Raw genomic sequence first — 24,723 nt, 5'->3', positions numbered from 1 at the left:
TAGGTAAAACAACGAGATATATTTGTCGCTCGCAGCGGTCCGCAGGTCGAGCGGGCCCGCGGAAACCGGCCGCCCCCAAGCCAATTTAGGGACGACCGGTTAGGCTGGTCTGCGTAGCCGCGGCCTGGCCGATCGGGGAGGCGACCGGCCAGGATCGGTCAGACCAGCTTGTTGCGAGCCGCCCCATCCTTGGCGGCTTCAACGCCCGAGCGGATCACCGCCTCCGCCTTTTCGACGAGGGACCGGTCACCGCCGCTAAGTCCCTGCTGATCGGCTTCGGATTTGACCGCCTCGATGGCCGCCTCACCGGAAGCGCGGAGCCCCTGGGCGGCCGCCGCAAGTTTCTCGCCGCCTGCATGGGCGAGCTTGTCCCGGGCCGCGCCAAAGGCGCGGTCTTCGACAGCCGTCGGGGGCAGCGCTGCGCCAATGGCGACCCCGACGGCGAGGCCGAGCGCGCCGACGATGAGGGGCTCCTGTTGCAGTACGTCCTCGAAGGAACGAGCCGCCCGGCGACCGGCCGAACCGGCCTGCTTACCAAGGTCATGGAGGCCCTGGGTCGCATGTTCGGCAGCGCCGCTGACGGCCTCCTTAAGACCGCTCGCCGCTTCCCCGGCTTTTTCGGCTACGCGTCCTGCCGCGTCGCTAAAGCCGTGATTCGACGACCCCTCTTCTGAGGTCGAGGCCAGGCCAAGGCCGCCGTTGGCGGGGTAAGTACCAGCGCTCTCGTTGTTCGACGCCTGGTCGCTCTTGCCCATCATGAGCCACGCCATGCCAGCGCCTATCATGGCGATAGCCATTGGGTTTTCTCGAACCTGCCCGCCGAGCGTACCCATCATGTCGCCGGCCCCACTCCCCTTGAAGCTACGGCTGATTTCGTCGATCAGCTGGCCAGGGGTCATTTTGTCCTTCAAGGCTTCCACGGTTCGGTCGAGGTCGTTGCGAGCGGTTTCGACTTCACGTTCGATGTCTTCTGAGGGCCGGGTCATGTGACTTGTTCCTTGGCGAGCTGTGCGTCCTTTTCCACTTGGCGGAGGCTGCGCTCGGGCGTGAGTTGACTTGGCGAGGCGGCCTTGGCGCCGGCGCGAACCAGCATCACGCCCACAAGGGCGACCACCACCCCGACAATGAGCGAGGCCCATCCGGCGCCCACCACCTTGGCCAGCGCAATCACCACGGCCTGGAGGAGGATCAGCAGGGCGACCATCAGACAAATGGCTCCGGCGGCGATCTCGCTGGACGCTTTCAAAAGCTGCGCAAGTTTCTCGGAAACTTCGGCGCGCACCAGCTCCGACTCTTTACGAAGCAGACCGGTCAAATCGCTCGAGAGGTCGCCGATCAGTTGAGGAAGGGTCCTGGTTTCAAGATCGGCCATCCTGCACCTCCGCGTCCGGCTCGTCGTTGATGGGAGAACGGTCGTCTCCGGCGGCCAGCGAAGTTTGCGTGAGATCCTGGGCCGGCGAGGAGGCGGTTGTCGGCGTTGTGTCCGGCTGGTGATGGGCCGAACTGCGAGCGAAACGACCGATGGCTATGCCGGCAAGCACGGATCCTGCAATAAACGCTGTGGGATTGTCGCGTCCAAGGTCCCGAGCTGCCTGCAGCATAGCCTCGGGACTCTTGCCCGCGATCGTCCGCGAGAAGGACTGCAAACCATCCGCAGCCTGTCCGGCGAGCTGGGCGGCGAAGGTTTGGTCCTGAGCGCCCAATTGCTCACCAGCGGTGCGAATGGCGTCGGCGAAGGAAGTGAGCGCATCGCTCACGGCGGCCTTGTTGTCTTCAACCTTCTCGACAACCTGGTCGCGCGCGCGCTCGGCGAAGTGGGCGGCCTCGCCTCGGACCGCTTCAGCCGCGTCTCCAAGCTTTTCTCGGGCCTGCTCGACCTGCCCGCGCGAGGCGTTCGGATCGGATGGGGCGCTACCCGCGCCGCTCTCTGGGTAAATGCTCGACATGACGTTTGCTCCGCGGGGTTATCCCTAGGCGACGCCCAGGAATGACAGGACCGCGAGCACGACCACGACAAGACCGACTAAGTAGATAATACTGTTCACGCTCACAGCTCCTAAGTTGGAGACTTCACAAGCGATCACGGACACTTAGGTTCCTACGGCGAGGCTTGCTAAGGCGCCTTTTCCGCCATTTTCCCGATATCGAATTCACAAGTTCGAGAATCTAGGAAAATCACCTGAGACCAGGGAACAATTACAGCGAGGGCAGAGGCGAGCGCCGGGTGGAGAAGTTCCGCGTTTCGGGGCCAAGAGCCTCCAGGAGGCGGGCGATTTCAGGGACAGCCGCCGCCTCGCCATCCGTGCGTTTCCACAACAGTCGTTCCTGATTGAGCTCAAGATCGTTGAAACCCTCTGGAGCGACACGCCAGGCCGGTCGCTGGAACCTGAAAGCGGCTGCCTTTGGGCCGGAATCAATGCGGGCTACGCCGGCGGCGCGGGCGAGGGCGCGGAGTCTGGCCGCGGAGATCAACTCGATGGCCAGGTCCGGCAGGGGACCAAATCGATCCTCCAACTCTTCGCTGAACGCCAGGATCTCCTCAGGCTGCTCCAACCGGGCCAAGCGCGCATACAGATTGAGCCGCACGGTCTCGTCGGGAACGTAAGCCTCGGGCAATTCGCCGGCCATACCCAGGTTCAATTCGGGACGTAGGCTGAGAAGGTCGGCCTCTCCTTTCGCCGAGCGGACCGCAGCCGAAAGCAGTCGCTGATAGAGCGCCGTGCCGATGAGCTTCACGTGGCCCGCCTGCTCGTCGCCCGTCAGGTCTCCAGCGCCGCGCACCTCCAGGTCCTGGGTGCTGATCGCTAGGCCTGAGCCCAGGCGGTCAAAGGCCTCCAGTGCGCCGAGCCGCGCGCGGGTGGCCGGCGTTAGAGAGGACGCATCATGAAAGAGGTAGGTCACGCCTTGCGCGCGACCGCGCCCAACGCGGCCGCGTAGCTGGTGGAGTTGGGCCAAGCCAAAGAGATCTGCGCGCCAGATCAGCATGGTATTGGCCCGCGGCACGTCCAGGCCGCTCTCAATGATGTTGGTGGCTAAAAGGACGTCCCCATCGCCCGCGGAGAAGGCGACCATGGTTTCGTCCACTTGCTCGGCGGGAAGTTCGCCATGGGCGATGCGCACGCTCAGCTTTGGGCAAAGCCGTTCCAGCTCATTGCGCCATTGCTCGATGTCGGAAATGCGCGGCACGACGAGGAAGCTCTGACCCGCTCGCGCCTTTTCGCGCAAAAGGGCTGTGCGCAGCGTCGCCGGGTCGTATTGCGCCAGAAACGTCCTGATCGGTCGACGGCGGGCGGGGGGCGTGGCGATGACGCTGACGTCCTGAACGCCGACCATCGCCAGCTGCAAGGTGCGGGGAATTGGCGTGGCGGTGAGAGTCAGGCGATGGGCGGCCGGCGCGAGCGCGGCCAGATCGGCCTTTAACTTTGCCCCGAAGCGCTGTTCCTCATCGATGACCAGGAGGCCAAGCTTGTCGAAGCAGACTTCTGGCCCGGCGAGCGCGTGGGTCCCGATGACCACCCCGATTGATCCGTCCGCCAGACCCGCTTTTACGTCCTGGGCCTGCTCGGCCGAGACAAGACGGGAGAGTTGCGCAACCCGCACGCCGGTCCCGGCGAACCGGCGCTGGAAGGTTTCGAAATGCTGGCGAGCGAGCACCGTGGTCGGCGCAACGACCGCAACCTGGCGCCCGGCAAGCGCGACCGCCGCGGCAGCCCGAAGCGCGACTTCGGTTTTGCCGAAGCCGACGTCGCCGCAGACGAGACGCTGCATCGCCTTGCCGGAGGCGAGGTCGGCCAGCACCGCCTCGATGGCGCGGGCCTGGTCAGCCGTTTCGGGGTAGGGGAAGCGTGCGGCGAAGCGGGCGTAGGCTTGCCGTGGAGGAATGAGCTTGTGGCCCTTCAGCTTCCCGCGTTCGCGAGCTAGCCCAATCAGATGAGCGGCGGCGGCGTCGATGTCCTGACTGATCATCGCGCGCCGCTTGGACCAACTGTCCGTGTGCAGACGATCAAGGCTCACCACCTCCGCCTCGCCCGCATAGCGCCAGACTTTGTCGAGCTCGTCGACCGGAGCCAGAATGCTCGCTTCGCCGTAGTAGGCCACCCGCAGCGCTTCGCGGTCCAATCCATCAACGTTCACGCGCTCGAGCCCCACGGCTCGGCCCAGGCCGTGATCTTCGTGGATGACGATGTCGCCGGGCCGAAGATCGGGGTCGGCGAGCAGGACCGGAACGCCGCCGGGTGATCGAGCGCTCATCCGGCTTCCCAGAACATCGGCGGCGGCGATGAGCGCCAGTCCGCCGGCGGGGTCATCGAAACCGGCCTCGAGATCGGCGGCGAGGAAAAGAATGTCGCCGGGCGCGGCCGCAGCGACGGCGCTCCAGTCGCCCGCGACCCTGACCTCGCGATCCAGATGACGCTTCAAGGCGCGTAGCATCGGAGCGCGCTCGTGGCTGAGGCCTGTGAGTACGACGCGTCGGCCGATGCCGGACCACTCGGCGACCTGGTCTGCGAAGGCGCGGCCAGGATCGCGCGCCAAAGCGAAGTTGGGGATGTCCTGGACCTCGGCGGTGTCCAACTCGGCCGCTTGGCGCTTCCTGATCGCGGCCGAGACCGAGCGGGCGGTCAGATAGAGCGCCGAGGGCGCTGGAACCTGTCCGTCTCCAAGCGTCTGTTGCGAATGATAGGCTTCCTTGATGAGCCCCTCGACGTCGGCCAGGCGAGCGCTCGCCTTGGGGTCGAGCGCAACGCTCGCCTGGGGCGCCAGCGACAGCAGGCTGCGCATCGACGAGCCATAGATCGCAGGGGCGAAGTGTTCCTGACCGCTCTGGCGCTCCACCGCCGGCGCAAGCACGAGTTCGGAGGCCGCCCCCAGCCGGACTTCCTGAAGGCCATCGCCCGACCTTTGAGTCAGCGGATCGAAAGCCGAGAGTTCGAGCACGTCGTCCTTGGGCCCCAGCCTGACCCGAACAGGCGCTTGGGAGGCGGCGGGGAAGATGTCGATGATCTCTCCAAGAATTGCGATTTCGCCTGGTTCGTCGATCCGCTCGTCGAACACGTAACCGGCGCTTGCGGCGAAGGCTTCGAGCTCTTCGCGCCGTAGGACCTGGCCGCAAGTGATGTGGAACGCGCCGATCTCGACAGCCCGAGCCGGCGGCAAACGCTGCAGCAGCGTCTCGGCGCTGACAATGATCGCGCGCGCGCCTCGGACCGGCGACTGTAAGCGCCCCAGCACTTCCATACGCCTTCCCATGCATTCGCGTGACGGGGAGGCCCGGTCATAGGGCAGGCAGTCCCAGGGGGGCAGGCTGAGCACCTCGATCTGCGGGGCGAGGTCCTGCATCGCCCGGGCGATTTCGTCGGCGCGACGTTCGTTGGAAGCGATGTAGATGAGCCCATCCGAACCAGCCGACAGGGTGGGCGAAACCAGAGCGTGGGCGATAAACGCCGTGGGGGGCTGCCTGCGGCCGCCGCTTCGAGCCTGGGGCGCTGGCAAAGGCCCGGGGGTCAACATGCCGGAGCCTTGCGCCTTAGCGGTACGAACCTTCGACCTGGCCATGGAATTGCGCCCTCCGGAGGATGGCCAAACTCGCTCGGCGAGCTCCTGTTCCCTGCATCTGGCCTGCGATCTCGGCGCGGCGGGCGCCTTCGCGGGAACCGCCGAGCAAGTGCTGGATTCTCTTCATGAAGGAGCATCGCAATGTCCAAGCGTGAACTGATCGAACCGACCCCCGGCGACAAGCGCTATGTGCGCCGTGACGACCAGGGCAGGTTCAGCGAGCAGGTCGATGTCGGCGCATCGCTTTCAGCCGACCAGCGCCGCAAGGCCAAGGCGACCGCCAAGCCAGGCCAGGGCGACCGCGGCGACCGCAAGGCCCACTGAGGTTTGGCCAAGCCCGCCGCGCGCCGACTGAAGGTCTTCCAGACACGGATCGGCTTCTATGACACCGTGGTCGCCGCCTCGAGCCAGGCCGCGGCGCTGCGCGCGTGGGGCTTGAGCCAGAACCTCTTCCCCGACGGCCGGGCATGGGTGACCATGGAGCCCGAGGCCGTCCAAGCGGCTCTTGCGCATCCTGACACGCCCTTGCGCCGCGCGGCGGGCGCCAGCGACCCTTTCGAGCTTGAGCCCGCCGGCCTGCCCAAGGTTCCGGACATGCCGCGGACGGGCAAGCGCAGGGTGATCGCTTCGCCGGCGGTCCGCCAGGCCGAAAGACCCCAAGCCGACCGCGGCGCTTTGAACAAAGCAGAAGCGGCGCTGCGTGGTCTTGACGAGGCGCGTATGGGTGAGGAGGCGTTGATGCGCAAACGCCAAGCCGAGCTCGATGCGGCGCGAGACAAGGCCCAAGCGGCCTACGTCGAGGGGCGAAGGGCCGCCACCGCCGCCGTGGTCGATGCTCGCCAGGCCTACCGAAAGGCCGGCGGCAAGAACTAGCTCGCCTTGCGTGTCTTGGAGGCCCTGGGCTTGGCAGGCGCCTTGGCGGTCTTGCGCGGGGAGGTCTTCGCAGGCGCCTTGCCCTGGAGACTGGCCCGCAGCGCCGCCATCAGGTCCACCACATTGGTGTCGTCCGGTTCGGCGACCTTCGCTGGCTTATGGCCCTTCTTCTTCTCCTCGATCAGCGCCTTCAGCGCGGTCTCGTAGCGGTCGACAAACTGGCTGGGATCAAACGGGCCTTGCTGTTGCTCGATAATCTTCTCGGCGATGGCGATCATCGCCGGGTCGGCCTTCGCATCGCTGATCGGATCGAAGATCTCATCGGGCTTTCGAACTTCCGCGTCAGTTCGGATCGTATAGGCCAAGATGCCTTTGTCGCGGGGTTCGAGCGCCAGAATGCGCTCACGGGTCGACATGACCACCCGCCCGATCGCGATCTGGCCGGACTTTTCCATCGCGGTGCGGATGACGCCAAACGCCTCCTGGGCGAGCTTCCCGTCGGGAGCCAGATAGTAGGGGTTGTCCCAGTACAGCCGATCGATGTCGGCTTCGGGAACGAAGCGCTCGATTTCGATTGTTTTGGTGCTTTCAAGTTTGACGGACTTGATCTCCTCGTCCGTCAGCAGGACGTATTCGCCCTTGGACACCTCATATCCCTTGACCAAATCCGACCGGGCGATGGGTCCGGTGTCGGGATCCGTCGTGATCATCTTAATCCGATTGTTGGTTTTCGGATTGATCAGGTTGAAGTGCACGTCGCCGCCGGAATCAGTCGCGGTGTAGAGCGCGACGGGGCAGGTCACGAGCGAGAGTTTGAGATGTCCCTGCCAAGTAGGGCGGAAAGCCATGATCGAAATCCTTGAGGCGGTCTTGGCCGCTGGAGACTCGACTCAACGGATGCGCCCCCGAATCGTTCGCTAGCTGCAGGGTTCGGTTTCGCCGCTCCATACATCGAGGCGAAAGCAGCGCTCGTGGCCGTCGTCCAGATCCCGCACGATCAGGCTGATCTGGTCATCGCCATCGATGAGGGGGTGAAAGTCTTCAGCATAGGCCAGCGCGGCCGCCTCGAACGAAGGCTCGGCGACGATCCGTGCATGATGGCGATCGAGGTGGCGGGCGTGAACGCTGAAGCGACGGGCTTCTGGGGCGGTCTGGGGCATTTGCGGCTCCTTGGCATCCCTGAACGCCTCTGATCGTAAAAGGATTCGTCGTCGCTTGGCCTCTTGGCTGTGGTTACCCCGGCTGCAGGAAAGCGTGCGGCGGCGGGGAGGTCACCAAGCCGGTCTCATCCTGGAGGAGCAACCTCGCCGCAGCAGCTGATGGATCCCCCTTCAAGGCCAACGTCATCGCTTCGAGCGCGTCGGTTCGCGTCGAATAGCCTCTCACCCAGCCAAGACTGCAGTGCAGGGTCCAGATCTGACCCCGAGAGAACAAGGCGTAATCGGCCACGAGTCACCCCAATCGTCCGCAAGCAGATCAACGTGTCGGCGAGAGGCCGGTTCAAGCCGCGCGGTGCGGCCACCTGCTTTGCGCTGACCAATCGGAACGCAGGTGAAAGCTACTCGTTTCGGCAGCACGTCTGGCGGCTCGCCAGGCCCTGATTTGAAGTGAGCTGACATGGACACTCATCACCACGCTGACGAACCGCTGGAAGTGGAAGCTATCGAAGGCGAAGTCGTTGTGACCGGACCGGACGGAGCGGCTGTTACACTTACCGCCGAAGCGGCCATAGCCTCAGCCAGGCGGCTGCTCCGGGCAGCAGGCCAACCCGCCGAGACCTATCAAAAGCCCCTGGGCTGACGGACGCGCCCGGCAAGCTGTGGCCACGGCCCGCCGCTCGGTTTACGGGCTCCTTGCTGACAAAAGGCGAATGTTGAATGGCGGCCGGCAACTCGTGGTCGCACTGCGGCGGCGGAGTCGAGCGTCGCACCTGGCCGAGCGCAAGCTCGGAACGCAACCGCAACATTGTGAGGGATGCAGGCTCTCGCAGCGCCGGCGCCGTGACCTCTCGGCGTGGCGTTCCAAGAGGTCACGGGCTGGGCATGGACGCATGGCCCGAACGGTCGGACGTCAATAATGACCCTCGACGCGTCCACCGGGGAGCCGGCAAGTCATCAAGAGCGCAATAAACTCTGGCTGCATTATCAATTGCTAGGCTGGGAGCTAGCGCGTGGCTCACGAGCGCGGTTCGCCCACTTAAGCTCGCCTACGGAACGGCCGCGACGCCTAGCTGGTCGGGCAGATCAGATATCGAGCCGGTCAAGCGCTTCAGTTAGCGCCCGGTTGGTCAGAGGTTTCGCCAGGATCATGCGGTCGCGCCAGACTTCCGGAAGTTCCTCCAGCTCATAGCCGCTCAGGAAAATGAAGGGGGCGCCGATCTGCATCAATTTTTCGGCGATCGGATAGACGAATTCACCCTCCAGGTGAATGTCGAGAAGCGCTAGATCAACGTCGAAGGCGTTGTCCTTCTCCAGGACCTGCGAAGCGGACCTGAACGGGCCAACAACCTCCCCTCCGAGCGCCTCGACCTCACGGGCGATGTCGCAAGCAAGCAGATAACGATCCTCGACAATCAGAATCCTCTTCCCCTCAAGTCGGCGCGAGCTCACCAAAGCCAGCAGCTCCGATCGTCACGCGAGCGTTCGCGAAGCCTAAGCACACGCCAGTGGAGCGTGACCACACGCTGACAATACATTTCTTGCTATCCACCTCTTTCCAAGGACTAAGCGCGGTCGCCTCTAGGCTCCTGCAAAGGTCCGATCCTGACTAACAGTCGGCCAGGGTTGTGGATGCATTGTGGCGGCGAACCCTGACTTTGGAGGCGCAAGCCTATTCGTCGTAAATCGCCTCAGGGTTATCACCGGTTAAAAGCGGCACGGGGACAGGGAGTGTAGCAGTTGTCGTGAGCGCCCGTATCACGCGGTGGCGGAGGCGGGCGGCGAGGAAAACATGCAGGCGCAATCGACCCAACGATGGGCCCGGAACGCAAACCACGAAGTGCTCGCTCAAGCCTTCGCTGGGCTGGACGGGCTTGGCGAAGAAGCTGTCGAAATCCTTCTAGGCTTGAAGGCGCTTGCGCCGGCGGCCGCAGGTCAACTGATCCTCGCTGAACATGATTTTTCCCGCCCTCTCATCGTCGTGAAAGGTTGGGCCGCCCGCGTCAGATGGCTGTCCGACGGGCGACGGCAGATCTTCGACTTCCTGTTGCCAGGCGATGCGCTGGGGTTGGGGCGTGGAGCGGACCATAGATCGCCTGTCGCTGTCGTCGCGATCACCGCAGTCCATCTTGTCGACGCCCAACCCGTTCGCCAAGCCATGCAACAACAAGGCCCAGCCCGGGTGGAGTTCATCGACGGCCTGGACGAGAAGGCCCGATTGGACGAGTTGCGTCTTCTGAATCAGATTCAACGCCTCGGACGTCATAGCGCCTATGAACGCATCTGCCACTTGCTGCTTGACCTTCGCGAGCGCTGCGGGCGCAGCGACCCGGCGCCGACCGTTTTTGAGATGCCGCTCACCCAGGAATGTCTGAGTGACGTCCTCGGGCTCAGTGTCGTGCACGTGAATCGTGTTTTACAACAGCTTCGCCGTGATCGGTTGCTTGAGATTCGGGGAGGCTTCGCGGCGTTGAACGATCTACAAGCGTTGCAGGACATTTGTGAGTTTTACGGCCCGACCAAGCGAGAGCTCGGCTCCCAAATCAGGGTCGTGAATGGTCCGGTCTGGGCGGGCGCCTCGCGCAGCTGAGCACGCCGTAGACCCTAGCGTCTCCCGCCTCGCCCAGCCCTTACAAGGAGCATTCAGACTGTGCAGCGCGGGGTTCAGATTCTCATGGGTGCAAGCCGCTCAGCGCGTTCTCGGCCATCGCGCTCCGGGTCGAACCGGGTGCGGGACGCGTGAGCAGCACCAGGCCTGAACGTCGATCTCGCCGGCTCGCCAGCGACTCTCACCACCCCGGTGTCTCCGTTCATGGCGGCGCTCTGGGCCAGATGATCTGCGACCCTGACGGCGGCTTCTAAATTGTCGAACCTCAGGGGTGCGGTCGCGCCCCTTTCGACAAGCCAGCCGCCCTTGTCCTCACTGATTTTGTATTCGACTCTCATAACGCGCTCCGCGGCGTGCCGGCTCGGCCGGCCCTGCTGTAGGATTTAGTGGACACGGCCCTCAGAACCGGGAAGGCGGGCCGTCGGGCTGAGTTTTTTTGGTGAGTGGCCCTCGATGTCGTCGGCGCCGGCGCTGCTGAGGTCGACCTTGCTCAGCCAGTCCGACGCGCGTCGAGCGTCGCATTCTGGTGAAGCAGCGGCGCGGGCTTCCGGTCGATCGGGGTGCTTACTCATCCTTTACTCCCTGTGTTCTGATAGGTCGAAACAGAGCGCTTCGTTCCCGCAGAGAAAGAAATAGAGAAATTAATTCAAAAACTTATCATTTGATGGTGACGCTGCGCTGCGCCCAAGGCTCCAAGCTCGATGCAGCGCGTTGAGTAATAAGAAAGGCGCCGTTCAGATGACCTGTAATTGCGATCGCAAATGAGTTCGGACCGCCTGCGCTTGCCGGCTGACGCGCCTGAAATGGAGGCGCGGGTGCGCGAGCACTCGTGGGCCGCAAGCGGCCTTGGGCCCGCAGAGCAATGGCCGCCAATACTGAAGGCGATGTTGAAAGTGGTGCTGCGCATGCCTCAGCCTGCCAGCGTCTGCTGGGGAACCAATGCATGCATTCTCTACAACGACAGCTATAGGAAGATCCTTGGCGACAAGCATCCAAGCGCATTGGGCGAACCTTTGGTCCAGGTCTGGTCCGAGATCACCGATGTCGTGGCGCCGGCCATCAAGGCGGTGCTGACGGGCGAGCCGCAGCTTTGGGATGATGTGCCGCTTCATATTGGCGGGCGCGGCGAGGATCGGACGCCTGGTTGGTTCGTGGCCAGCTGGACGCCGATCTTCCAGGATGACGGCTCGATTGGCGGTTTCCTCATGGTCGCAAACGAGACGACCTCTCGTCACCAGGCCGAGGCCCGTTTGCGCGAACGCGAATCCGATCTTGCGCGAGTACAGAGCGTGGCCCGGGTCGGCGGCTTGAACATCCAGATCGCTGAAGGCCTTCGAAGCTGGCGTTCTCCAGAGTACCTCAACCTCCATGGCCTGCCGCAGGAGACGCTCCAGGAAGCCCATGAGGACTGGCGCAATCGCGTGCACCCCGACGATCGTGATGCGGCCGAGGCGGTGCTATTCGCAGCGTTGGAAGGCGCTGCCAGCACCTACGAGAATGAGTACCGCATCGTGAGGCCAAGCGACGGAACGATCCGCTGGCTTCACGTAAGGGCTGACATCGAACGTAGCAGTACAGGCGAGGCCGTTCGCCTGGTGGGCGCCCATGTGGACATCACCGAGCAATGCGAGGCGCAGGAGGCGCTTCGTCGAAGCGAGGAAAGTCATGCCTTCTTACTCAGGCTGAGCGACGCGCTGCGTCCGTTGTCTGACGCCGAGGCCATCCAGGCCGCAACCTGCCAGATCCTTGGCGAATACCTGGCGGCTGACTGGACGCACTACTGCGACATCGACATCGAGCGCGGCACGATTTCGAATGCACGCGATCACTTTCGCATCGTCGACCCAAGTCATATCGGCCAATACGACCTGGCCAGTTTACCCGTGCACGCTCAATCGTGGGGCGATGGCCGCTCCGTGGCGATCAATGATGCAGATAGCGACCGTGACCTCGGCCCCCAGGAGCGGCGTGGTTTGCGGGCTCGCTCGGTGAGGGCCGCGCTGACTACGCCGATACGCAAGGACGGGATGCTAAAGGCCGTGCTCGCCGTGTTGAACAAGACCCCGCGTCAATGGAGCGATGAGGACGTGGCCGCCGTCGAGGCGGCGGCTGAACGGACATGGGCTGCCATTGAACGCGCTAATACAGAGTCGGCGCTGCGGCGCAGCCAAGCGAGGTTCAGGGACTTTGGGGCGGCGTCCTCGGACGGTCTTTGGATCCGCAGCGCAGATACCTTGGGCCTGGAATATGCGAGCCCAGCGATGAAGACCATTTATGGCGACGGCGTCGCAGCACTCGACCCCGATGTCAGAGCATGGGCGGGCTTGATCGTGCCTGAAGACCGGCATCTAGCCCTGCATCACCTTGAAGATCTGCGCTCCGGCAAAAGCGTCGTGCAGGAGTTTAGGATCCAACAACCCGTTGGCGGAGCCTTCCGATGGATCCGCAGCACGGGCTTTCCGCTGCACGGCCCCGATGGACAGGTGGAGCGAATAGCCGGGATATCTTCTGATCTGACGGAGGCCAAGCTGGCGACCGAACGACAGGCGATACTTGTGGCCGAGCTGCAGCACCGGGTCCGCAACATCATGGCCACGACCAGGTCTATATTCACGCGCTCGGGCGAGCGGGCCGAAAGCGTTCCCGACTATGTGGAGCGGATGAGCGGGCGGTTGCTTGCGCTGTCGAGGGTTCAGGCGCTCATAACGCGAGGCGCCGAGAGGGGTGTTGATCTGGCTTCACTCGTCGCAGAAGAGGTGCGCGCCAGGGCCGCGCACGATGATCAGTACACGCTGACCGGCGTGGACGTGGAACTCTCGCCCAAGGCTGCGGAGGTTTTAAACCTAGCGATCCACGAGTTGGCCACAAATGCGCTCAAACACGGTGCGCTTTCGGCGCCGAGCGGAACGGTGGCGGTGACGTGGGCGCTCTCCGATCGATCAGGCGCAAACTGGCTCACTTTAGACTGGGAGGAGTCTGGGGGCCCGCCCCCGGGCGCTGAAGAAACGCTGCGTCGAGGCTTTGGGAGCGACCTCATCGAGGCCCGCATTCCCTACGAACTGGGGGGCAGCGGACACATCACCTTCGCGCCGAGCGGCGTGCGTTGCCGCCTGGAGTTTCCGCTAACAAAGGGAGCGAGCACCCTGCAGACCGATGTTCCCGCGAGGGCGGGGATTTACGACGGCGTTCTCAACATGGCAGGCCAGCCGGACCTAACGAACTGCACTGTGATGGTGGTCGAGGACGAGTATTACATGGCTCTTGATACCGCGCGGGCGCTCCAGGCGGCCGGAGCAAGCGTTCTCGGGCCGCTGGCGAACGAGGAAACCGCGCGTGGCTTGCTCGACGCAATGCGCCCTGACGCGGTTGTCCTGGACATTAATCTTGGAGCTGGCCCTTCGTTCAAGCTGGCCGAGCAACTGCAGGAGCTGGGCGTACCGTTTCTCTTCGTCACGGGATATGACGGGCAAATTGTCCCCGAGCAGCTAGGCGATGTTCTTCGTTTGGAAAAGCCCGTGCAGTTTCGCAGGATCGTCCGCGCAGTGGCTCATCTGGTGGGGCGAGGCGGCTGACATCAAAGAGGTCCGGCGTGGTCACCACGGTCCAAGCTCAAGGATGTCTGCGCAGGCGTCCTTTCGCCGTTCAGCAATAGGACGCGATCACGCGCCATCGCTCGCTTCCAGAAGGGCCGCGACCCCTGCGCCGCCTTCCCGCACGCTGAGCCTGTGCGCGACGCCGTGAACCCAGCGCCGTTCAACCTCGATGCCGCGCCAGCCGGCTGGCAGCCTGGGAGCGGGTCCGCTAGCGGGCGTACACGGCGCGCCCAGACCAAGGTGAAGGCCTGTGAACCCAAATAGCAAACTGGCCAGAAAACCGCTGCATCTTGGCGAAGGAAGGCGCTGCGCGCGAGCGCAGCGGAACGTTCCTAACCCGGAGACCGACGAGACCGTTTGACACACTCGCTGGCAGACCGGCGCCCAGGGGGCCCCTGCAAGACGGCGGGCTTAGCGGACCGGACATGCGCAGCCCTTGCTCCCGCACCCGCAACACTGGCGCTGGCGAAGTGGTCGCGCCAGGTTCGCTTTGATCAGCGCCACAAAAAAAATCAACTTGGAAAAGTGGCCGTCCCTGCGCGAGCCTTGGCGGCTTTCGCGAGCTGCGGAAATCCCCGCCGACCGGCGGCTTGGGTACGGCGCTTTCGATCGATCGTTGGCGTCCTAGAGCGGCGGTTCGAAATCGTCCACCCGAAGGGATTGAGGAGGGGGGCGGACCACATGTTCCGTAGGCGGCGGTCCGCCAACGGCGGGCGAGCTCTCAGGCGTTCCCGTCCCATTTCAAAAAGCCGAATACTATCGAATGTTAAGAGCCTCTTCGTTGTCGCTTTTTGGCGAGGCCCGCAGGATTGGGCCGTGCAAAGGGTCAGCTTAGCCCCTGAATAATATCTGAACGGATGTGTGCGTATGCCGCAAATAATGAGAATATAGATCCATAGTTGAAGGCTCGCGGGCATTAAAACACGTCATAACTGGCATCAGAAATGTAGATCATGTGTGGCGGGTGCGACTATGAGCTTGGATGTTTCTAATCAACTATTCTAACTCGTCTGGTCTTCGTGTCATTAACCTGATGCGAGGTGCAATTGCTAGGCGTTTGCAATAGGAACCGCGTGCGGATGTTGGAGTTGCAGGATCCACCGGGGCGCCGAGCGCCCCAAAGCGAGGGAGTTCTGATATGGCGACGACGAAAGCGACCGCGGCGAAGTCCACGGCGAAGTCCACCGGCAATCGCAAGGCTTCGGGCCGCCGCCGGCGCACGGGACGGCGCGACCCGTTGGCCATTCGGCTGCTGAAGGCCGATCACCGCGAGGTTGAGACCTGGTTCGACGAGTATGAGCAGCTAGAAGAGGACAGCGAGAAGCTTGAGCTCTTCAACAAAATCGCTCTTGCCCTCAAGGTGCACACTCAGATCGAGGAAGAGATTTTCTACCCCGAAGAGCGCGGAGACGTCGAAGAAGACATGCTCGACGAAGCCTTTGTGGAGCACGATGGCGCTAAGAAGCTGATCGCTGAGATCGAGGCGATGAGCCCTGGCGACGAGTACTACGACGCCAAGGTCAAGGTGCTGGGGGAGTACATCAAGCATCACGTGAAGGAAGAGGAGCAGCCGGGCGGCATATTCGCTCAGGCGAAGAAGGGCGACGAGGACCTGGAGGCCATGGGCGAACGCCTGCAGGTGCGCAAGGATGAGCTCATGGCGCAGTTGACGCCCAAAAAGGTCAACTGAACCTGACAGGGCCGGGTGAAAGTCCGGCCCCCAGGCACGAAGTCGTGATGGGGCGTGGGCGACCGGCGGGGCGTTGCACTTCCGTTGAGCCCGCCTCCGCGGCGGTGAGCCGGTCCCGCCCGTGTCCGCAAATCGTCGGGAGGGTGTTGAAAGTCAGTGTCATGACCATCCACGGTGCTCGCGTCCTTGTTGCTGAGGACGACTACCTGTGCGCCAGCGACTTGAGCGATGAATTAAGGCGGGCGGGGGCCTGCGTCATTGGTCCTGTACCCACCGCGTCCGACGCCATAGCCTTGCTCGATAGCGGCATTGATCTTGTCGTCTTGGACGTCCAGCTTCGCGGCGAGATCGCCATGCCCGTCGCCCAGGCGGCCGACCGTCGCCTTATCCCTTTTGTGGTGGTTTCGGGCTACGAGGAGTCGCTCTTTCCTGAACTTCTTGACCTGGCCGAGGCCTGGTACGTTAAGCCAGTTGCATTCGTATCGGTGTCAGCGCGTATCGACGCGTTGCTCGCCCAGCAGGCGAGCTGACGGGGAACCGTCAGTCTGACGTATCAAGCCGGTATGGATCTGGGCCATCAGTGATCTTGCCGTTTTGAACCGAGACCGATCGGTAGACGAGATAGATCGGTATCGTTTCGGGCAATGCGATCGTCGTCTCGGGCGGGGCTTGGGGCGACCAATCTTGCGCAAACAGCCACCGGCCGAGCAGGTCGGCGTCCTCGAGACGTATGCAACCGGCGCTGCGGTAGGCGGGTCGCCCAGCCAACGCATCGCGCTCGGGGGTGTCGTGAAGAAAGATCCCCAGGCGGTTCGGCATCACGAACTTAACCGTGCCGAGCGTGTTGGCGGGACCTTGTCGCTGGCGAACCCGAAGAATCCTGCCGTTCGAAACAGCGGCCCAATCGACATCCTGCGAGGCGATCTGCCGGGCGTCAGCCGTCCAGCCCGACAACGCCTCCATCCCCAGCGCCTCCAGATGGCCATGGCCTTTGGCAAGCACTTGGGGCGCGATGCGCTCGCTGACCAGATCGGGCGGGACATTCCAATAAGGGTGGAGAACCGCGCTGCTGATCGTGGCGACCATCAGCGGAGTTTGGTCATGGGCCGCGCCTACAACGACGGGCATGCTGGCGACGGGGCGTCCTTCCTCGTACAGCCACAACCGCGCAACAGCGATGTCGACGAGAACGAACCTTCGGCCTAGCTCGGGCGGGAGGGCTTTTAGTCGCTCAAGGTTGGATCGCACCCTGTCGCGAAGATGAGCGGGCAGGGCGCCGGCCTGGGTCGCCGCCGCCCCCGCCAGCTCGGCGTAGAGACTGTTGCCGCTCTTAAGAGACCGAAGGAAATTTCCCAGCGAAGGCGATGCTGCAGCTTCCCGGAGCGTGCGCACTCCCACAGGGTCTGGAGCAAGATTGGGGTCTGCAAAAACGATGCCGGCGCCAGTGCCGCGCGCTGCTGCCGCTGACTGGATAAGCGCAGTCGATAGGGCGAATTCGGCGGCGATGAGATCGGCGGGCGCTCCCTTTTGGGCCCGCCTCACAATGTCTCTGAGCGTGTAGGTGTCGATGTCTGGCGAGGCCAGGACAATGCCGGCCTCCGGGCGCACCATGCCGTCCACGATCCAGAGCGGCGCGGGATGCTGCGCGTAAAAGAGCCTCAATGCGGCTTCGGACGGTCGCCCGTGGAGCGCATTTTCGATGGCCCGCTCGGTCAGATCGGAGTGGAGCCCTCCGACCTGACCTGCGCACGCCGTCAGCCATACGGCCACAAGCACGCCGCCCGCGTTAAGGCGGGCGCGCTCGAGGCTGCGCCTTCGGCGAGCCTTGCTGCGGCGTTCAGCCGCGTTCACCCGCCATCTGCATCGACTGATCGTCAGCGGCGCCGGCGGTGTCGGCGCCATAGCTGCCCGCAGTCGGCGCGGCGGCGCCCGGGGTCATCGATCGGTCCGTCTGACCGGAGCTTTGGCCAGCGGTCTGATCGGCGGCCTGTCCTGTGGTCTGGCCTGCCGACATGGAGGGGGAGCCCGCGGGAGCGGCGGGGTCGTTCTGTTGGGCGGTCTGCGCGATGGCTGCGCCGCCCAGTAACAGTGCGCCAACGGCGCCGGCGATGATAAGCTTATGGTTCATATCCAGGTCTTTCTGTGGTGATCGACCATCGTCAATCGTTCTAGGGCTTCAATCGTTCCAGGATTTAAGTGGGTGCCGAAACATAATCATAGAAAATAGCAACAACTGCTCAGATGGTAACATTTGTTATACACGAACCTTGCGCGCTTTTATTTGTCCTGCTTGCTAGGTGGCATCGTTTAGCTTGGGTGGGGGCGTGCCCGACGGATCGGCCAGAGGGTCGAAATTCGGCACAGTTGGGCTATCGGGGAGGCGTCTCCGCCGAGCCGCAAGTGGGATCTCTCTTTTGTCGTGATCGTCGCGGGAAGTGGCCGATTATTAAGCCGCCTTGAGACTTGCGGGGTGGCCAGCGGCCAGCGATTCGCCCGCGCTTACGCCCGAATTCTGCTTAACCTATGTTATTAGTGCATTCAAATCGTTGAAGTTCTGGAACCGAGGCTCTTCCGCGGGCTTTCCTTCGCGAGTTATTGTGAGGGACACATGGAAAGCTACGATTTGAGCCGAGACACTTTGTCGGCCGATCTGCTGGGCGGTGATCTGCAACGGCGTCTGGCTGAATGGAACCACGTGCGGCTCGATCCGACCACGCCTGCGGCGGACTGGCGCGAGCAGCTTCTAACCCATGCCCAGATCGCGATCTTCGAAGGCGAGTTCGTCGAGGCTTGGCGACACGACATCCGTAACCTTGCTGCAAGGGCGCCGCGCGATGAGGATGGTTTTGTCGCCTGGTTCGAGGAGCTCAAACTGACCGGACCTGGTCAGAACGATCCTCTGTTCCCGTGGTTGGCGGAGCGAGCGACTCTGGAAGAGATGCGCTGGTTTCTGCTGAACGAGGTAGCGGGAGAAGCTGGTTTCGACGACCTCGTCGCGATGACGCAGGTCAAGATGCCCGTGACCGCGAAACTCGAGCTCGCACGAAACTATTGGGACGAGATGGGCCGCGGCGCTGAGGCTGGAATGCACGGGCCGATGCTGGCCGATCTGTCGCGCGACCTCGACCTGAAGCCGGAGATTTCCACGACCGTTTGCGAAGCGCTGGCGCTTGGCAACCTGCTCGTGGCCTTCGCGAGCAACCGCCGCTATGCCTATCACTCGATCGGCGCCCTGGGCGCAGTGGAGCTGACCGCCCCCTGGCGGGCCGATCTTGTCGCCAAAGGTCTCAAACGTCTCGGCGTCGGCAAGACCCGCAAGTACTTCGCCCTGCACGCCACCCTGGACATCGCTCACTCGGAAGCCTGGAACGCGGAAGTGCTTCGGCCCTTGGTGCGCGAAAACCCAGATTGCGCGACCTTCATCGCTGAAGGGGCCTTGATGCGCCTTGATGCTGGCCGGCGCTGCTTTGAAGCCTATCGCGCCGCACTCTGGCGCGATCAGGCGAAGGCCGCGTGATGCCGGAAGTCGCGTTAGTCGCAGGTCGGCGTGACGGGCTTTGTGAAACCCTCCGTCGAGCAGGTCTGCGCCCAGTCCTCTTTAAAGGTGATCGCCTGGCCCAAGCCGCAGCCGCGGCGGAGGCCGACCTAGTGGTCGTCGAGCTCGGGGAAGCGACTTCAGGCATAGACATCGACCAAGCCTGCGAGCTCATGCAGGAAGCGCCTCAGACACGTTTGCTGCTTGTGGCGCGACGGCTCTCCGAGAAGTCGTTCAAACGGGTCCTGCAGGAACTGCCGCATGTTCCGGTCGTGTCATCGGACGCGGCCGACAAAATCGTACGTAGTGCTGTGGATTCCACGCTTCAGGCGCCTAGAAGCGGCTGAAGCGTAAGAAATGCTCTTCCGGTCGGCGTTCGGCGCCAGGGTCGAAGTCGCAAGACGGTAGCGAAGGTGTGGAGATTGCATCCCACCGCCAGGGTTTCGCCGCGCGTATCTGGAAGATCGCAAGCCGCTGCCCACGCGCACCAAGATGGCGGGTCTCTTCTCCCAACTGCCCAAGTCGGCGAAGTCGGCCGCCGATCCTTCCGCCGGCCGCTTTCCATCAGTTCATCTCGAGGTAAATGTCGGCGCCTCAGCGCTTATCCGAATGGAAATTACTACGATAACCTAACAAATGTTTCAAACGTGACAATGCAGGGCGCTGAATATCGGGTTTTTATAATAGTGCCGTGAACTACATCTTTTGGCGTGAGTTGAGTTCCCGGCAGAATGGGAGTTCGACATGGCCGGCGACATCTATGAAAAGCGAAATCCGGGTCTTGGAGGTGAGACGCACCAGGTGGCCGGCGGCGATACGCCAGTGCTGACCACGCAGCAGGGCGCGCCGGTCGCAGATGACCAGAACACCCTGAAAATCGGAGCGAGGGGACCCTCGCTCCTCGAAGATTTCCACTTCCGAGAGAAGATCTTCCATTTCGACCACGAGCGCATTCCCGAACGCGTAGTCCACGCGCGGGGATTTGGCGTCCACGGCTTCTTCGAGACCACGGATTCACTTGCAGACGTGACACGCGCCGATCTCTTCCAGAAAGTGGGTGAGCGAACGCCGGTTTTCGTGCGCTTTTCGACCGTGGCCGGCAACAAGGGATCGTTTGACCTGGCCCGAGACGTGCGCGGGTTCGCCACGAAATTCTACACCAAGGAGGGCAATTGGGACCTCGTCGGGAATAATATTCCGGTGTTCTTCATCCAGGACGCCATCAAGTTTCCGGACGTTGTCCATGCGGCCAAGCAGGAGCCTGATCGCGGATTCCCGCAGGCGCAGACAGCCCATGACAATTTCTGGGACTTCATCTCCCTGACGCCTGAGTCCATGCACATGATCATGTGGACCATGTCGGATCGCGCGATTCCGAGGTCCTTCCGGTTCATGGAAGGGTTCGGGGTCCACACCTTCCGGTTCATAGATGCGAGGGGCGCATCGACCTTCGTGAAGTTCCACTGGAAGCCCAAGCTGGGCTTGCAGTCGGTCATGTGGAACGAAGCGGTCAAGATCAACGGCGCCGATCCGGATTTCCACCGCCGCGACCTTTGGGACGCCATCGAGAGCGGCTCGCCGCCCGAATGGGAGCTCGGCGTGCAGCTCTTCGACGAAGCCTTCGCCGAAGCTTTCGAGTTCGACGTCCTGGACGCCACGAAGCTCATCCCCGAAGAACAGGTCCCAATCCGCATCGTCGGCCGCCTTGTCCTCGACCGGACCGTGGACAACTTCTTCGCCGAGACTGAGCAAGTCGCCTTCTGCACGCAGAACGTCGTGCCCGGCATCGGCTTCTCGAACGACCCGCTCCTTCAGGGCCGCAACTTCTCCTATCTCGACACGCAGCTGAAACGGCTGGGCGGCCCCAACTTCACCCACTTGCCGATCAACGCGCCGAAGTGCCCGTTCGCGACGTTCCAGCAGGACGGCCACATGGCGATGGTGAACCCGACCACGCGGGCCAACTACGAACCCAACAGTTGGGGGCAGGGGCCGCGCGAAAGCCCGGAAAAGGGCTATCGGCACTTTGAGAGCGAAGAGACAGGACCAAAGCTCCAGGCACGTTCGGAATCCTTCGCCGACCACTACAGCCAGGCGCGTCAGTTCTTCGTCAGCCAGACGCCAGTCGAGCAGAAGCACATCGCCGACGCCCTGACATTCGAACTTTCGAAGTGCGAGCGCGCAGACATCCGCGAGCGAATGGTCGCCCACCTGCCTAACATCGACCAGGGCCTCGCTGCCCAGGTCGCGGCGGGACTTGGATTGGCAAGCGTGCCGACACCCCACGCCCCGGCTGCGGTACCCATCACCGATCTTCCTGCCTCTGACGCGCTTAGCATCCTCAAGCGCCCCAACCCCGGCTTCAAGGGGCGTAAACTCGGACTGCTATTGAGCGATGGGGCGAGCGCCGTGGTCGTTGGGCAGTTGGTTGCTGCCCTTGGCGCCGAAGGCGCTGTCTACGAAGTCATCGCCCCGCACATTTCCGGCGTGCGTCTGGATGACGGAACCCAGGTCCCCGCCAAGCAGAAGATCGATGGCGGACCTTCGGTGCTCTACGACGCTGTGGCGATCATCGTTTCTGACGAGGGAGCGGCTCTGCTGAGTGGAGACAAGACCGCCAAGGACTTCGTGAACGACGCCTACGCCCACTGCAAGTTCATCGGCTTCAGCCCGCAGGCCGAACCGCTCCTGGCTGCGGCGGGAGCTCCTTATGACGCCGACGACGAAGGCATGACGCCGCTCCGTGACGCGGCCGCGGCGGAGGCTTTCATCGCCAGCTGCGGAAAGTTGCGGGTTTGGGCGCGCGAAACCCTCACCGACCTCGACGCCGCCGCCGCTAAGGCGCCGGCCCGCGACAAGGGAGAATTAGATGACAACTGAAAACCAAGCCAGCCGCAGCGATGCGCCCCTGACCGCCCAGGTCGATCAGCACGACCTGGCCAAGGAGACCGCCGACATCCTCGGCTGGGACGACGCGGCCGTCTTTGGTCGTTCCGTCACAGTGAACAAGCCGCGCCATGAGGTCTACGCCTTCTGGCGGGACTTCCAGAACTTTCCCTCCTTCATGGAGAATGTGCGGTCGGTCACCATCGCGGACTCCGGCCTATCCCATTGGATCGTCGAGGCCCCGGGAGGTCAGACGGTGGAGTGGGATTCAGTCCTTACTGAAGACGCACCAGGCGATCTCATCGCCTGGTCGTCCGTGGAGGGGGCTGACATCAAGAATGTCGGCCGGATTGAGTTCAAGGACGCCGCGCCGGGACGGGGCACGGTCGTGACCGCCACGATCGCCTATGATCCGCCAGGCGGAAGGCTCGGAATTCTATTGGCCAAGCTCTTCCAGAACGAGCCGAAACTCCAGGCCCGCCGCGATCTGCGCCGCTTCAAGCAATTCATGGAAACCGGCGAGGTCGCCACGGCCCGCACGCACCTCGACAATGGAGAACGCGGCCAATGAGAGCCCTTACCTGGCACGGCAAACACGACGTTCGAATGGAGACCGTACCCGATCCGGAAATTATAAATCCGCGCGACGCGGTGATCCGTATCACCTCCACCGCCATCTGCGGCTCGGACCTGCACATCTATGACAGCTTCATTCCCACCATGAAGCCGGGCGACATCCTGGGTCACGAGTTCATGGGCGAGGTGGTGGACGTCGGACGCTCGAGCACCTTGCAGAAGGGTCAGCGTGTCGTGGTCCCCTTCGTGATCGCCTGCGGCTCTTGCTTCCATTGCGGCCAGCAGCAATTCTCGGCCTGCGACAATTCCAACCCGGCTGACAAGGCTGACATTTCCGAGATCGCCTACGGTTACCCGGCGAGCGGCCTGTTTGGCTACTCGCACATGACCGGCGGCTACGCTGGCGGGCAAGCTGAGTATGTACGCGTACCGTTCTCGGACATCGGTCCCATCGTGGTGCCTGACGGCCTGGAAGACGAGAAGGTGCTGTTCCTTTCGGATATTCTGCCCACCGGCTGGATGGCGGCCGAGAACTGCGAGATCACGCCTGGCGATACGGTCGCCGTCTGGGGCTGCGGTCCGGTTGGACTGTTCGCCATCCAGAGCGCGATGATCATGGGCGCGCACAGGGTCATCGCCATCGACCACTATCCGCGACGACTGGAACTCGCCCGGGCGATGGGCGCCGAGGTGATCAATTTTCAAGACGTCAAGGTCCGCGAGGCCCTCATGGAGATGACCGGCGGCATCGGTCCGGACGCCTGCATCGACGCGGTCGGGATGGAGAGCCACGGATTCACGCTCGACAACAACGTCGACAAGCTGAAAACCGCCACGCGCCTGGGAACTGATCGGCCGCACGTCTTTCGTGAAGTCCTTATGGCCTGCCGAAAAGGCGGGCGCGTCTCGATCCCTGGGGTCTACGGGGGTGTGGGCGACAAGATTCCCATTGGCGCGATGATGCAGAAGGGCCTTCAAATCCGCACAGGACAGACTCACGTCCAACGCTACCTGCAGCCGCTTCTGGAGATGATCGGCGAAGGCAAGATCGATACGACCTTCCTCATCAGCCACCGGATGGCGCTCGAAGACGCGCCGGCCGGCTACAAGATGTTCAAGGAAGAGCAGAACGAAACCACCAAGGTGGTGCTCAAGCCCGACTGGGCAGCAGGCGCCGCCGCCTAGGCGAACCGGTCGATCCGGGCTGCGATCGCCGCGATGCGCTCGCAGCCCTGGTAGGCCGGCTGGCTTAGCAGGCCTGAGAAGACGTCGGGATCAACCTCCTCATAAGTGAGTCTGCAGTTGGCGCTGCACCCCAAGGTGAGCGCGCGCCAAAGCGGATCCTGACCGCCGGTCTCGATGGGGGAAGCGCTGTAAAGCAGCGCCGCGCCTCCAAGGTTCAACCGCTCAGCGGCTTGCTTGGCCCACCTGATCGTCGTTTCCAGTCCCACCTCTCCGCCGCCGTCCCGATAGATGCGCTCGGATCGATCGCTGATGAAGGGCGGATTGGCGAGGATCAGATCGAAATCGCCCAGATCGTCGGGCAGGTCGCGGCAGAGCACAGTCTCGATACGCCGGCCGGCCGCCTGCGTATTCGCGCGGGTGAGAGCTAAAGCCGCCGGATTGACGTCGCAGGCCGCCACCTGGGCCGAAGGCCACAGGTCGGCGGCGATAAGCGCGCCCACGCCAGCCCCGCAGCCCACGTCAAGGACCCGCGCCGGCGTACGTGACGGCGCATACTGGGCGATCACCCGTGCGAAACGGTAGCTGTCGGGGCCAAGGAAAACGGCGTTCTTGTCGTTTGTCGGGAAGCTTGAGTGCGCGAACAGTCGTCCAGCTACGGTCGAAACCCGCACGAGGCTGCGCCAAGTCTCGCCGAACTCGAACAGCGGCGCGAACTTCTCGTCCTTCAACCAGGCGGGGCCTTCGCTCGGAAGGAAGGGGAGGCTCCAGCCAAAAATGCCCGCCAGATCGGGCGGCACGTCCCGCCTGCGGCGTCGATTGTGCGAAATGACCCCCGTATTGGGAGTGACGAACTGGTATCCCGCCTCCCGAAGGCCAGATAGCAGCATAAGGAGCGCCTCATGCGTGCTTTCGCTGGACGCAGGCTTTGACGAAATCATGGGAGTCTCCAGCGGCATAAGAAAGCCGTCGCGCGAATACTGATATCGGGCCTAGCTCAGGCTACAACATTTGTTAAAAGCGGTTACTTATTTGAATTCGGGGATCGATTTGAAGTAAAACCCGGGAAC

At 63.1% G+C, this 24,723-nt stretch carries 21 protein-coding genes; 11 read left to right on the top strand and 10 right to left on the bottom strand.

Features of this window, described 5'->3' with window-relative positions; translation table 11 throughout:
• Nucleotides 1-158: 158 nt before the first annotated feature.
• The 4 genes from ASC79_RS18800 to ASC79_RS18785 all read right to left on the bottom strand — a co-directional run bounded on the left by ASC79_RS18800 (nucleotide 159) and on the right by ASC79_RS18785 (nucleotide 5,553).
• Nucleotides 159-986, bottom strand: a complete 828-nt coding sequence (locus ASC79_RS18800; protein WP_056026012.1) for a DUF3618 domain-containing protein — start codon at nucleotides 984-986, stop codon at nucleotides 159-161.
• Complete coding sequence (locus ASC79_RS18795) at nucleotides 983-1,372, bottom strand: phage holin family protein (protein ID WP_056026011.1); 390 nt, start codon at nucleotides 1,370-1,372, stop codon at nucleotides 983-985. Before ASC79_RS18795 ends, ASC79_RS18800 begins: the two co-directional genes overlap by 4 nt.
• Nucleotides 1,359-1,946 carry a hypothetical protein gene (locus ASC79_RS18790; RefSeq protein ID WP_056026010.1) on the bottom strand — a complete coding sequence of 196 codons (588 nt, stop codon included), beginning with the start codon at nucleotides 1,944-1,946 and terminating at the stop codon, nucleotides 1,359-1,361. The genes ASC79_RS18795 and ASC79_RS18790 overlap by 14 nt, the downstream gene beginning before the upstream one ends.
• 250 nt (nucleotides 1,947-2,196) lie before the next feature.
• On the bottom strand, nucleotides 2,197-5,553 hold the full coding sequence (locus ASC79_RS18785; protein ID WP_082532253.1) for a DEAD/DEAH box helicase: 3,357 nt from the start codon (nucleotides 5,551-5,553) through the stop codon (nucleotides 2,197-2,199).
• Between the two features lie 141 nt (nucleotides 5,554-5,694).
• Here ASC79_RS18785 and ASC79_RS18780 point away from each other — a divergent pair, with 141 nt between their 5' ends.
• Together ASC79_RS18780 and ASC79_RS18775 are read left to right on the top strand one after the other, a co-directional pair.
• Nucleotides 5,695-5,877 carry a hypothetical protein gene (locus tag ASC79_RS18780; RefSeq protein WP_056026006.1) on the top strand — a complete coding sequence of 61 codons (183 nt, stop codon included), beginning with the start codon at nucleotides 5,695-5,697 and terminating at the stop codon, nucleotides 5,875-5,877.
• 3 nt (nucleotides 5,878-5,880) lie between these two features.
• Nucleotides 5,881-6,426 carry a hypothetical protein gene (locus tag ASC79_RS18775; RefSeq protein ID WP_056026004.1) on the top strand — a complete coding sequence of 182 codons (546 nt, stop codon included), beginning with the start codon at nucleotides 5,881-5,883 and terminating at the stop codon, nucleotides 6,424-6,426.
• On the opposite strand, the gene ASC79_RS18770 is transcribed toward ASC79_RS18775, so the two are convergent.
• From ASC79_RS18770 to ASC79_RS18755, 3 genes are all read right to left on the bottom strand, one after another.
• Nucleotides 6,423-7,274, bottom strand: a complete 852-nt coding sequence (locus ASC79_RS18770) for a Ku protein (RefSeq protein ID WP_056026002.1) — start codon at nucleotides 7,272-7,274, stop codon at nucleotides 6,423-6,425. The two genes, ASC79_RS18775 and ASC79_RS18770, sit on opposite strands and share 4 nt — an antisense overlap.
• Nucleotides 7,275-7,343: 69 nt before the next feature.
• Nucleotides 7,344-7,586, bottom strand: coding sequence for a DUF5961 family protein (locus tag ASC79_RS18765; RefSeq protein ID WP_056026000.1), 243 nt, complete (start codon nucleotides 7,584-7,586; stop codon nucleotides 7,344-7,346).
• Between the two features lie 1,083 nt (nucleotides 7,587-8,669).
• A complete protein-coding gene (locus tag ASC79_RS18755) occupies nucleotides 8,670-9,035 on the bottom strand; it encodes a response regulator (RefSeq protein ID WP_162244316.1) in 366 nt (121 codons plus the stop codon).
• Between the two features lie 340 nt (nucleotides 9,036-9,375).
• Here ASC79_RS18755 and ASC79_RS20885 point away from each other — a divergent pair, with 340 nt between their 5' ends.
• The 4 genes from ASC79_RS20885 (at nucleotide 9,376) to ASC79_RS18730 (ending at nucleotide 16,004) form a co-directional block, all read left to right on the top strand.
• Entirely contained in the window at nucleotides 9,376-10,173 is a 798-nt protein-coding gene (locus tag ASC79_RS20885) for a Crp/Fnr family transcriptional regulator (RefSeq protein ID WP_156378486.1), read from the top strand.
• 779 nt (nucleotides 10,174-10,952) lie between these two features.
• A complete protein-coding gene (locus tag ASC79_RS20880; protein WP_082532251.1) occupies nucleotides 10,953-13,763 on the top strand; it encodes a PAS domain-containing protein in 2,811 nt (936 codons plus the stop codon).
• Nucleotides 13,764-14,922: 1,159 nt separating this feature from the next.
• A complete protein-coding gene (locus tag ASC79_RS18735; RefSeq protein WP_056025991.1) occupies nucleotides 14,923-15,474 on the top strand; it encodes a hemerythrin domain-containing protein in 552 nt (183 codons plus the stop codon).
• A 161-nt stretch (nucleotides 15,475-15,635) separates the two neighbouring features.
• The gene (locus ASC79_RS18730; protein ID WP_056025989.1) at nucleotides 15,636-16,004 is read left to right on the top strand and encodes a response regulator transcription factor; all 369 of its coding nucleotides are present in this window, start codon (nucleotides 15,636-15,638) and stop codon (nucleotides 16,002-16,004) included.
• A 10-nt stretch (nucleotides 16,005-16,014) separates the two neighbouring features.
• Here the strand turns inward: ASC79_RS18730 and ASC79_RS18725 are convergent, their stop codons facing one another.
• Together ASC79_RS18725 and ASC79_RS18720 are read right to left on the bottom strand one after the other, a co-directional pair.
• Nucleotides 16,015-17,325 carry a L,D-transpeptidase family protein gene (locus tag ASC79_RS18725; protein ID WP_162244315.1) on the bottom strand — a complete coding sequence of 437 codons (1,311 nt, stop codon included), beginning with the start codon at nucleotides 17,323-17,325 and terminating at the stop codon, nucleotides 16,015-16,017.
• A complete protein-coding gene (locus tag ASC79_RS18720; RefSeq protein ID WP_056025985.1) occupies nucleotides 17,312-17,602 on the bottom strand; it encodes a hypothetical protein in 291 nt (96 codons plus the stop codon). The genes ASC79_RS18725 and ASC79_RS18720 overlap by 14 nt, the downstream gene beginning before the upstream one ends.
• 480 nt (nucleotides 17,603-18,082) lie before the next feature.
• On the opposite strand from ASC79_RS18720, the gene ASC79_RS18715 reads away from it, so the two are divergent.
• The 5 genes from ASC79_RS18715 to ASC79_RS18695 all read left to right on the top strand — a co-directional run bounded on the left by ASC79_RS18715 (nucleotide 18,083) and on the right by ASC79_RS18695 (nucleotide 23,656).
• Nucleotides 18,083-18,991, top strand: coding sequence for an iron-containing redox enzyme family protein (locus ASC79_RS18715; RefSeq protein ID WP_056025984.1), 909 nt, complete (start codon nucleotides 18,083-18,085; stop codon nucleotides 18,989-18,991).
• Nucleotides 18,991-19,356 carry a hypothetical protein gene (locus ASC79_RS21590; protein ID WP_162245510.1) on the top strand — a complete coding sequence of 122 codons (366 nt, stop codon included), beginning with the start codon at nucleotides 18,991-18,993 and terminating at the stop codon, nucleotides 19,354-19,356. The genes ASC79_RS18715 and ASC79_RS21590 overlap by 1 nt, the downstream gene beginning before the upstream one ends.
• A 397-nt stretch (nucleotides 19,357-19,753) precedes the next feature.
• Nucleotides 19,754-21,889, top strand: a complete 2,136-nt coding sequence (locus tag ASC79_RS18705) for a catalase (protein WP_056025979.1) — start codon at nucleotides 19,754-19,756, stop codon at nucleotides 21,887-21,889.
• A complete protein-coding gene (locus ASC79_RS18700) occupies nucleotides 21,879-22,466 on the top strand; it encodes an SRPBCC family protein (protein WP_082532249.1) in 588 nt (195 codons plus the stop codon). Before ASC79_RS18705 ends, ASC79_RS18700 begins: the two co-directional genes overlap by 11 nt.
• Nucleotides 22,463-23,656, top strand: coding sequence for a zinc-dependent alcohol dehydrogenase (locus ASC79_RS18695; RefSeq protein ID WP_056025977.1), 1,194 nt, complete (start codon nucleotides 22,463-22,465; stop codon nucleotides 23,654-23,656). The genes ASC79_RS18700 and ASC79_RS18695 overlap by 4 nt, the downstream gene beginning before the upstream one ends.
• Here the strand turns inward: ASC79_RS18695 and ASC79_RS18690 are convergent.
• Nucleotides 23,653-24,543: a methyltransferase gene (locus tag ASC79_RS18690; protein WP_162244314.1), complete on the bottom strand. Its 891-nt coding sequence runs from the start codon at nucleotides 24,541-24,543 to the stop codon at nucleotides 23,653-23,655. The genes ASC79_RS18695 and ASC79_RS18690 overlap by 4 nt on opposite strands.
• Between the last annotated feature and the right edge of the window lie 180 nt (nucleotides 24,544-24,723).

The organism is Phenylobacterium sp. Root1290 (assembly GCF_001425305.1).
In the GTDB taxonomy this organism is placed as follows: Bacteria; Pseudomonadota; Alphaproteobacteria; order Caulobacterales; family Caulobacteraceae; genus Phenylobacterium.
Note: the sequence above shows the minus strand (reverse complement) of the source record. Positions and strands in the feature narration are given on the sequence as shown.